This window comes from Enterobacter cloacae complex sp. OE43NF (genome assembly GCF_023544405.1).
In the GTDB taxonomy this organism is placed as follows: domain Bacteria; phylum Pseudomonadota; class Gammaproteobacteria; order Enterobacterales; family Enterobacteriaceae; genus Enterobacter; species Enterobacter cloacae.
In genome coordinates this window covers 1-8,475 of sequence record NZ_JAMJFW010000085.1, presented here as the reverse complement: position 1 = coordinate 8,475, position 8,475 = coordinate 1, and the positions used below count along the sequence as shown (strand labels likewise).

13 protein-coding genes are annotated in these 8,475 nt (G+C 56.5%); 11 read left to right on the top strand and 2 right to left on the bottom strand.

What is annotated here, in order from left to right; all coding sequences use genetic code 11:
• Together M8370_RS22440 and M8370_RS22435 are read right to left on the bottom strand one after the other, a co-directional pair.
• A partial coding sequence (locus M8370_RS22440) for a phage portal protein (protein WP_250021770.1) occupies positions 1-966 on the bottom strand: 966 nt, incomplete at its 3' end.
• A gap of 1 nt (position 967) precedes the next feature.
• Positions 968-2,737 (bottom strand): terminase ATPase subunit family protein, encoded by a 1,770-nt coding sequence (locus tag M8370_RS22435; protein ID WP_250021769.1) that lies wholly within the window; start codon positions 2,735-2,737, stop codon positions 968-970.
• Between the two features lie 165 nt (positions 2,738-2,902).
• Between M8370_RS22435 and M8370_RS22430 the strand changes: the two genes are divergently transcribed.
• The 11 genes from M8370_RS22430 to M8370_RS22380 all read left to right on the top strand — a co-directional run.
• A complete protein-coding gene (locus M8370_RS22430; protein WP_250021768.1) occupies positions 2,903-3,757 on the top strand; it encodes a GPO family capsid scaffolding protein in 855 nt (284 codons plus the stop codon).
• Positions 3,758-3,812: 55 nt separating this feature from the next.
• Positions 3,813-4,907: a phage major capsid protein, P2 family gene (locus M8370_RS22425; RefSeq protein WP_250021767.1), complete on the top strand. Its 1,095-nt coding sequence runs from the start codon at positions 3,813-3,815 to the stop codon at positions 4,905-4,907.
• Positions 4,908-4,910: 3 nt separating this feature from the next.
• On the top strand, positions 4,911-5,666 hold the full coding sequence (locus tag M8370_RS22420; RefSeq protein WP_250021766.1) for a phage terminase small subunit: 756 nt from the start codon (positions 4,911-4,913) through the stop codon (positions 5,664-5,666).
• 99 nt (positions 5,667-5,765) lie between these two features.
• On the top strand, positions 5,766-6,272 hold the full coding sequence (locus M8370_RS22415; protein WP_250021765.1) for a head completion/stabilization protein: 507 nt from the start codon (positions 5,766-5,768) through the stop codon (positions 6,270-6,272).
• Positions 6,272-6,475: a tail protein X gene (locus M8370_RS22410; RefSeq protein WP_250021764.1), complete on the top strand. Its 204-nt coding sequence runs from the start codon at positions 6,272-6,274 to the stop codon at positions 6,473-6,475. The genes M8370_RS22415 and M8370_RS22410 overlap by 1 nt, the downstream gene beginning before the upstream one ends.
• Positions 6,466-6,687, top strand: coding sequence for a phage holin family protein (locus M8370_RS22405; RefSeq protein ID WP_062934576.1), 222 nt, complete (start codon positions 6,466-6,468; stop codon positions 6,685-6,687). The genes M8370_RS22410 and M8370_RS22405 overlap by 10 nt, the downstream gene beginning before the upstream one ends.
• Positions 6,671-7,180, top strand: coding sequence for a lysozyme (locus M8370_RS22400; RefSeq protein WP_250021763.1), 510 nt, complete (start codon positions 6,671-6,673; stop codon positions 7,178-7,180). Before M8370_RS22405 ends, M8370_RS22400 begins: the two co-directional genes overlap by 17 nt.
• Complete coding sequence (gene lysB, locus M8370_RS22395; RefSeq protein WP_250021762.1) at positions 7,177-7,602, top strand: Rz-like lysis system protein LysB; 426 nt, start codon at positions 7,177-7,179, stop codon at positions 7,600-7,602. The genes M8370_RS22400 and lysB overlap by 4 nt, the downstream gene beginning before the upstream one ends.
• The gene (gene lysC, locus M8370_RS22390) at positions 7,490-7,735 is read left to right on the top strand and encodes an Rz1-like lysis system protein LysC (RefSeq protein ID WP_072163335.1); all 246 of its coding nucleotides are present in this window, start codon (positions 7,490-7,492) and stop codon (positions 7,733-7,735) included. The genes lysB and lysC overlap by 113 nt, the downstream gene beginning before the upstream one ends.
• Positions 7,698-8,165 carry a phage tail protein gene (locus M8370_RS22385; protein ID WP_250021761.1) on the top strand — a complete coding sequence of 156 codons (468 nt, stop codon included), beginning with the start codon at positions 7,698-7,700 and terminating at the stop codon, positions 8,163-8,165. Before lysC ends, M8370_RS22385 begins: the two co-directional genes overlap by 38 nt.
• On the top strand, positions 8,158-8,475 hold a 318-nt coding region (locus M8370_RS22380; RefSeq protein ID WP_250021760.1), incomplete at its 3' end, for a phage virion morphogenesis protein. The genes M8370_RS22385 and M8370_RS22380, both read left to right, overlap by 8 nt.

The window sequence follows — 8,475 nt, the reverse complement described above, 5'->3', positions numbered from 1 at the left end:
TTCTTGTAATCTCTCTTGTAATGGTGAAAGTTCATTTCTCACAAAGACTTGTGCTGCTTTGACTATGTCCCCGAAACCTCCTGTATTATTGGGCATAATGCCCATCATTTGAGGGGGGACACGGTGTGCACTCATTAGGTCCTCTGCACTAACTTTTTTGATATTAAAGAAATCATCTTTTGTTGCAACCTCACTTAAAGGCACAATTTTTATACCATCAGCTTTACCATTTGGTGCATAGAAAAATAAATTTTTGAAGTTACCTAGCCCTTTCGAGTCTCGCATCGCCTGACGCAGTGCCTCAACATCGGTGCTGCTCTGCGCCGCGTCGGTGACGTACATGATGTAACCCGCGTGCGCGCCGTTCTGGTAATACTTGCGACGGAACAGCGTGGCGGATTCATTCAGCCAGGCGGAGTTGAGCGCGCTCAGGTATTCCGGCATCCCGTAGAGCTCCTGATTGATATCGGGCTCAAGTAAATGGAATACCGAGCCGGTCGCAAACTGGTGCGGGTGCGTGTAGTCCGACACGTACCAGTACACACCATCCTCGACACCACGGCGGGTGTATTTGGCCGGGGAGGTTTCCAGCTTAAAGAGCTGGCCGGTCACGCTCATGCGCTTTTCGAGATAGCCATTTGCAAAGACCAGATAATCGAGCACAAGGCGGCTGAAATCCTGACGCGAAAGCAACGGATGCGGGATGTAGGTACTCGTCAGAATGTTGCGCTTCACGTAAATCGGTGAGCTGTGGTGCACGGCGGCGCGCAGGCTTTTCGCCAGCCCCGAGAAGTTGACCGGGGGCTCGTACCATTTGCCGTTATTGATGCACTCGACATAGTCGAGAATGTCGCGGCGATCGAGAACTGGTGACGGCTCTCCAAAAGTGAACGCCTCCATTTTTTGTTGGGCGCCGGCGGTCATGTTTTCTGTCTGTTTTGTCTGTTTATTACGGCTTTTTTTCATCTTAATTAATATCCAGAATTGAGGTGGAGTGCAAACCGCTACCGGCGGAAAGTGGCTCGTTTAACAGGGCGTGCATGGTCGCCCACGCGATATCAGCGTGGCTGGCTTCCTCGCTGCGGCTGGCTTCATAGGTGGCGCTGCGGCCACTGCTGGTCATGGTTTTGCGGATAGCCATAAATGACTGAGTGATGTCGGTCGCCCCGGCGTCATATTCCAGACACCCGCGGCGAATGGTGTCTTTCGCTTTCAGCACCATTGCGGTTTTCATTTCCGGCGTGTAGCGGATGGCGCGCGCCGCCGGGAAGAATGAGCGCACGAGCTGGTAAACACCCTGGCCGATGCCGGTCGCATCGATGCCGATATAGTCGACGGTGTATTTTTCGGTCAGTGCCCGGATGGCCTCAGCCTGCGCGGCAAAGTCCATGCCTTTCCACTGGTGACGCTCAAGGATGCGGAACTTCCCACCGGCAACCAGCGGCGGAGCCAGCACCGCACATCCTGCGCTGTCGCCGGTGTGTGACGGGTCATAGCCAATCCATACAGGACGCCAGTTAAACGGACGGTCGGCGAACGGTTCGAAGTCTTCCCATTCTTCCATTGCATCGACCATGCAGCGCTGCAGCTCCTCGAACGGGAATACCGACGCTTTATCGTCGACGAACTCGCACATAAACAGGTTACGGAAGTCATCCGCGCTGTTTTCCTGTTTGAGCTGGTCGAGGTTAAACAGGGTACAGCCCCCGGCGAGCGCGTCCTCAATGGTGACAATCTGCCGCCACTGTCCGTCACCGCATAACATGCCACCGGCAAGCGCCTGATGACTGATATCGATGTCGACACGCTCATCGCGGTTACTGCGGCCACGGTTAAACAGCTCGCCTGACCAGAACGGGTAAGCACCGTGCGCCAGCGTGGACGGCGTCGAAAAATAGGTGGTGCGCAGGTGCGACTGCGAGGCCATGCCCGACGCGACTTTGCGCAGCTTCTGGAAATTGGGGATCCAGAAAATTTCGTCGACGTACAGGTCGCCGTTGTGGCTCTGCGCGGTGTTGGAATTGGTCCCGAGAAAAATCAGCTCAGCGCCATTGTTGCCGATGACAATCGGGTCGCCTGACAGGTCGACGTCGACCAGACGCGCAAAGGCGATAATGTACTTACGAAAAACGTAAGCCTGCGTTTTACTGGCGGATAAAAATATCTGGTTTTGCCCGGTTTTAAGGGCGCGCAGGAGGGACTCGCGCGCAAAGTAGAACGTCGCGCCAATCTGTCGCGATTTCAGAATGTGGCGGATGCGGTGCTCTAAACCGGCTTTGTGCCACCTGAGCTGATAATCAAACGACTGGTCGAAGAAAATCTCTTCCAGTTTTTCGATGGCCTCCTCGCTGAAATAGTTTCGTTTCGGCTTTTTGCGATCCGCTTTGTTGCGGCTGGCGATATTGGGATTTAAATCCACCTCGTTTCCGGTCTGGCCGTAGCGGTTCACGCGCGCGAGCCGCTCCATCTGGCGCGACAGAAAATCAGCGACTTTGAAGTCATGCGGCGTCAGGTCTGGCTTTGCGTAGAGCTGAATAAGTCGCGCCTCTAACGTCGATTCCACGCGGTTAATCGGCGCGGTTTCTTCCCATCCATCGCGCTGTTTCCAGCTCTGCACAGTCGGGCGCTTGAGCTGCAGCATGTCGCAGATTTGCGGCACGGCGAACCCCTGCCAGTACAACAGCCGCGCCTGTCGTCGCGGGTCATTGAGCAGTGAAAGGTCAGTTGAAATGGTCATGCTTACCTCGCTTTTATGTTACGAGGCAAGGCTAAGGAAATGACCGCACTTAATCGCTAACCCACTGTTGTGTCAGTGGTTGCACTTCTGTAACAGGTGGCTGATGTGGGGCGGAGTCAGGAAACTAACCCCGACCCGAAAACCCAACATCAGGACACCTGAACAATGGCAAAGAAAGTTTCTAAATGGTTTCGCATCGGCGTCGAGGGTGACACCTGCGACGGCCGAATCATCAGCGGTAACGATATTCAGGAAATGGCCGAATCGTTTGACCCGCGCGTCTACGGTTGCCGCATTAACCTTGAGCATATTCGCGGTCTCTTTCCAGACGGTGACTTCAAGCGGTTAGGCGATGTGGTTGAGCTGAAAGCGGAGAAAATTGACGACGATTCTGCGCTTAACGGCAAATGGGCGTTGTTCGCGAAAATCACTCCGACCGATGACCTAGTAGCGATGAATAAAGCCTCGCAGAAGGTCTACACCTCCATGGAAATTCAGCCGAATTTTGCAAATACCGGCAAATGCTACCTTGTTGGCCTCGCGGTCACTGATGACCCGGCAAGCCTCGGCACTGAATACCTCGAATTCTGCCGCAATGCTAAGCACAACCCGCTGCAGCGCTTTAAGGCCAACCCTGAAAACGTCTTTTCCGCCGCCACGCTGGCCGAGCTGGAATTTGAAGACGTTCCCGACACGCTGCTCAACAGCCTGACCGACAAGGTCAAAGCCATTTTCGGTCGTAAGCAGGCCAGCGATGACGCCCGTTTCGCCGATGTGCATGAAGCTGTGACCACCGTCACCGAGCAGGTGCAAACCAACCTCTCCGCCACCGACCAGCGCGTCACCGAGCTTGAGACCGAATTGGCGCAGCTTAAGCAGGACGTGACCAGCAAGGCAGAAGAAAGCGCACAGGCGTTTAACGCCCTGAAAAACTCCCTCGATAACACCGAAAGCCAGCGCCAGCCGCGCCGCGAGCTTTCAAAAGGCGGTACGGGCGACGAGCTGCTGACCAACTGCTGATAACACGCCGGGCGTGCTGCCCGGCCTGAACTCTTTTACCCGAACAGGAAAAACCATGCGTAAAGATACCCGCTTTAAATTTAATGCCTACCTGTCCCGCGTCGCGGAGCTGAACGGCGTTTCCACAGATGACGTGGCGAAGAAATTCACCGTCGAGCCATCGGTCACGCAAACCCTGATGACCACCCTGCAGATGTCATCCGCGTTTCTGACCAAAATCAACATCGTGCCGGTCGACGAGCTGAAAGGCGAAAAAGTCGGGGTGGGCGTCAATGGCACGATTGCGAGCACGGCTGACACCGCCGGTGATGATGAGCGTAAGACCGCAGACTTTACTGCGCTGGAGTCCAATAAATACGAATGTGCTCAGATTAACTTTGACTTCCATATTCGTTACAAACAGCTCGACCTGTGGGCGCGATTCCAGGACTTCCAGACCCGTATCCGTGACGCCATCATCAAGCGTCAGTCGCTCGATTTCATCATGGCCGGTTTTAACGGTATTAAGCGCGCCGACACGTCAGACCGCGTAAAAAACCCGATGTTGCAGGACGTGGCGACCGGCTGGCTGCAGAAGTACCGCAATGAAGCGCCAGCGCGCGTGATGTCGAAAATCACCGCTGAGGACGGCACAGTCATTTCAGAGGTGATCCGCGTGGGTAAAAATGGCGACTATGCCAACCTCGACGCGCTGGTCATGGATGCCACCGGCAACCTGATTGACGAGATTTATCAGGATGATCCGGAACTGGTTGTCATCACTGGCCGTAAGCTGATGGCGGATAAATATTTCCCTATCGTCAACAAAGAGCAGGAAAACACCGAGTCTCTGGCTGCTGACATCATCATCAGCCAGAAACGCATCGGCAACCTGCCAGCCGTGCGCGTTCCGTATTTCCCGGCAGATGCGCTGATGGTCACGCGTCTCGACAACCTGTCGATTTACTTCATGGATGACGCACACCGCCGCGCCATTATTGAAGAACCGAAAAAAGACCGCGTCGAAAACTACGAGTCAATGAATATCGACTACGTGGTCGAGGCTTACGCCGCCGGTTGCCTGATTGAAAACATCAAGCTCGGTGACTTCACTCCACCTGCAGCACCGGAAACCGCTTCCGCGCCTGCAGATAACGAAGGCGGAGAGTAAGCCATGACGAGTCCCGCAGCGCGTCACATGATGCGGGTCTCGGCCTCTGAAACAGCGCAGCGGGCTGCTGTCCCGCTGCGCAATGCAACTGCCTATGAGCAGATGCTCGTTAAGCTGGCCGCAGACAACCGCACGCTAAAACAAATCCGCTCCAATGAGCGCAAAGCAGACAAAAAGCGCGAGCTGCTGCCGTTCTATCTGCCGTGGGTCGCTGGCGTCCTCGAAAACGGCAAAGGGGCGCAGGATGACATCGTCATGACGGTCATGCTCTGGCGTCTCGATGCTGATGATATCGCCGGGGCGCTGGAAATTGCCCGTTATGCGATGACCTATGGCCTGACCATGCCGACCGGACGACGTCCGACGCCTTACCTGCTGGCCGAAGAGGTTGCGCTTGCCGCGCAACGCCTGCGCGGGGCGAAACAGGCGGTCGAACTGGTGAACCTGCTCGACACCCTCGCGCTGACTGAGCGCGCGGATATGCCCGATATCGTGCGCGCAAAACTGCACAAAATCACCGGCTACGTGCTGCGTGATGCAGGGCAACTGCCCGAGGCGCTGGCGCACCTGCAGCGTGCGATCCAGTTAGAGAGCACCATCGGCGTTCGAAAAGACATTGAGCAGTTAGAGCGTCAACTCAGGCCAAAACCTGAACCGACACCGAAAACCAAAACGACTAAACCGCGCACGCGCAAACCTACCGCCAAACCGGCGGCACGGCGCGGGCGTCCACCAAAGGCGGCAAAAGCCGCTGGTTAACCGAGCGCTCCCCGAGCCGGGCGGCACGCCGGTCAATGCGGGTATCTATTGCCCTGACTGCGACCGGCGTCCACCGCCCACCCATTACCCGAGGTTGTCATGACGACGCTGATTATTGAGTCAAAACAAGAGCCGCAGGACGTGCCGGGCGTGGTGATACCGCCATCGGGCGTGAGCGAGCCGGTAATCAAAAACACCCCGTTTTTTCCTGATGTGGATCCGAAGCGCGTGCGGGAGGAAATGCGTTTAGAGCAGACCGTTTCCCCCGTGCGCCTGCGCCGGGCGATTAAGACCGCGATCGCGGAGACTAACGCGGAGCTGAGCGAATGGCGCGAGCGTCAGATCGATGCCGGTTACGCCACGCTGGCGGATGTCCCGACCGACGAGCTCGACGGCGAGAGCGTGCGCGTTTTCCATTACTTCAACGCCGTGTGCTCGATGACGACGGCCACGCTGTATGAGCGTTTTCGCGGCGTGGATGCGACCGCCAAAGGCGATAAAAAGGCCGACAGCATCGACAGCACTATCGATGAGATGTGGCGGGATATGCGCTGGTCAGTGGCGCGCATCCAGGACAAAGCGCGCTGCATTGTGGGGCAAATCTGATGAAAGCGTATGCGCTACAGGGCGACACGCTCGACGCGATTTGCGCCCGGTATTACGGGCGCACTGAGGGTGTGGTCGAAACCGTCTTAGAAGCGAATCCCGGCCTGTCTGAGCTCGGCGTCATCCTGCCGCACGGCACGGCAATTGAACTGCCAGAGACCGACAGCGCGGCCAGAACCGAAACGGTGACTCTATGGGACTGAGTATGGAGAAAATTACCACGTTTATCGCCTACTGGCTGGCCGTCGCGCTGGCGTACCTCGGCGCAATATCGCCCGAAAAGATGGCTCTTTACGTGGGCGGCGGATGCGCCATTTTTACTGCACTGACGAACTACTGGTTTAAGCGCAAAACCTATCGCTATCTGACGTCACTCGGACTCGACAAGGGGGCTATTCGTGAAATCAATCGTTAAACGTTGCAGTGTGGCCGCCGTGCTGGCGTTGGCAGCGCTGATGACTGACTTTCCTCTGCTTAACACCTCGCCAGAGGGGCTGGCACTGATTGCCGACCTCGAAGGTTGTCGCCTGACGCCTTACCAGTGCAGCGCGGGAGTGTGGACGTCAGGTATCGGTCACACTGCAGGCGTCGTGCCGAAAGGGGAAATCACCGAGCGACAGGCGGCGGCGAACCTCATCGCGGATGTGCTGAACGTTGAGAAGCGTCTGGCCGTATGCGCGCCGGTGAAAATGCCGCCGCACGTTTACGACGCGCTGGTCAGTTTTTCATTCAACGTGGGAACCGGTGCGGCCTGCCGGTCGACGCTGGTCTCGTTTATCAAGCGGCAGCAATGGCCGCAGGCATGTGACCAGCTAACCCGCTGGGTTTACGTGAATGGCGAAGTTAACAAAGGGCTGGAAAACCGCCGCGCGCGTGAGCGTGCCTATTGCCTCGGGGGAATTCAATGAAAGTGATGTTGTTTTTACTGGCAGCACTGGTGGCGGTTGTGCTCTGGCAGCGTCATGAAAACGGCAACCTGTCCCGCTCTTTTGAACGGGCGAGCAGGGTCGCCACGGAACAAAAAAACGTGATCGGGATGCTGGAAAACCAGCTTTCCGTCTCGCAGCGAATCGCCAGGACGAACGAAACCGCGCAGGTCAGTTTACGCGGCGAACTGCTGGCCGCCGGTGCGATGGCCGTGCGGCGTGAACAAACCATAACGAGGCTGATAAATGAGAATGAAACTTTACGCCGCTGGTACAGCGCTGAGCTGCCTGATGTTGTGCGTCGGCTGCACACCCGCGCCGCCTGCGCCTCCGCCGGTCATTGTTTACAGCGCCTGCCCGAAGGTGAGCTATTGCCCGATGCCGGGAAGCGACCCGGCCACTAATGGCGACCTGAGCGCCGATATTCGCAGGCTTGAGCACGCGCTCGCCGCCTGCGCGCTGCAGGTTGAAACCGTCAAAGACTGTCAGGATAAACTCGATGAAGAAAGCACGCAGCCTGCGCGAAGCGCTGATTAAAGCCGTCCCGCAGCTTAAGACCAATCCCGAGATGATGCGCATCTTTGCCGATGAGGGCAATATCGATGCGCGGCTCGCGGCCTCGCTGTCTCACGAAAAAATTTATACCCTGAATGTCATCGTGTGTGACTTTGTGGGCGACCCTGACCTGATTTTCGTGCCGGTGGCCGCGTGGCTCAGGGAAAACCAGCCGGATATTTGCACGCTCGATGACGGCCGCAAAAAGGGCTACCGTTTCCTGATAGATTTGAACGACGGAGACAGCGTCGATATCAGTATCAGCCTGCAGCTCACCGAGCGAACCCTCATCAAAGAGGAAAACGGCGCGCTGCATGTCAGCTATGCCCCTGAGCCTCCGCTGCCTGAGCCCGTCACCCGGCCAAAAGAGCTCTATATCAACGGCGAACTGGTGAGCAAATGGGATGAATGAATTTAAGCCCTTTGACGACAGGCTCAATGGTCTGATTGCTGCCCTGTCACCGGCAGGGCGTCGGAAGCTTGCCGGTGAAATTGCAAAGCAACTGCGAACTACACAACAGCAACGTATCAAAGAGCAAAAAGCCCCGGACGGCTCACCGTATCAAGCACGAAAGCGCCAGCCACTGAGAGCCAAAAAGGGTCGAATTAAACGGGCGATGTTTCAGAAACTGCGCACTAACCGGTACATGAAAGCCAGTGGCGGTGAAAACAGTGCAGTGGTGGAATTTGCCGGTAAAGTGCAGCGCATCGCCCGAGTTCAT

Excerpts from the sequence above, each read along its gene's own strand:
- M8370_RS22425 (WP_250021767.1), top strand. The coding sequence starts at position 3,813 with ATGCGTAAAGATACCCGCTTTAAATTTAATGCCTACCTGTCCCGCGTC.
- lysB (WP_250021762.1), top strand. The coding sequence starts at position 7,177 with ATGAAAGTGATGTTGTTTTTACTGGCAGCACTGGTGGCGGTTGTGCTC.
- M8370_RS22430 (WP_250021768.1), top strand. The coding sequence starts at position 2,903 with ATGGCAAAGAAAGTTTCTAAATGGTTTCGCATCGGCGTCGAGGGTGAC.
- M8370_RS22410 (WP_250021764.1), top strand. The coding sequence starts at position 6,272 with ATGAAAGCGTATGCGCTACAGGGCGACACGCTCGACGCGATTTGCGCC.
- M8370_RS22385 (WP_250021761.1), top strand. The coding sequence starts at position 7,698 with ATGAAGAAAGCACGCAGCCTGCGCGAAGCGCTGATTAAAGCCGTCCCG.
- M8370_RS22415 (WP_250021765.1), top strand. The coding sequence starts at position 5,766 with ATGACGACGCTGATTATTGAGTCAAAACAAGAGCCGCAGGACGTGCCG.
- lysC (WP_072163335.1), top strand. The coding sequence starts at position 7,490 with ATGTTGTGCGTCGGCTGCACACCCGCGCCGCCTGCGCCTCCGCCGGTC.
- M8370_RS22405 (WP_062934576.1), top strand. The coding sequence starts at position 6,466 with ATGGGACTGAGTATGGAGAAAATTACCACGTTTATCGCCTACTGGCTG.
- M8370_RS22435 (WP_250021769.1), bottom strand. The coding sequence starts at position 2,737 with ATGACCATTTCAACTGACCTTTCACTGCTCAATGACCCGCGACGACAG.
- M8370_RS22420 (WP_250021766.1), top strand. The coding sequence starts at position 4,911 with ATGACGAGTCCCGCAGCGCGTCACATGATGCGGGTCTCGGCCTCTGAA.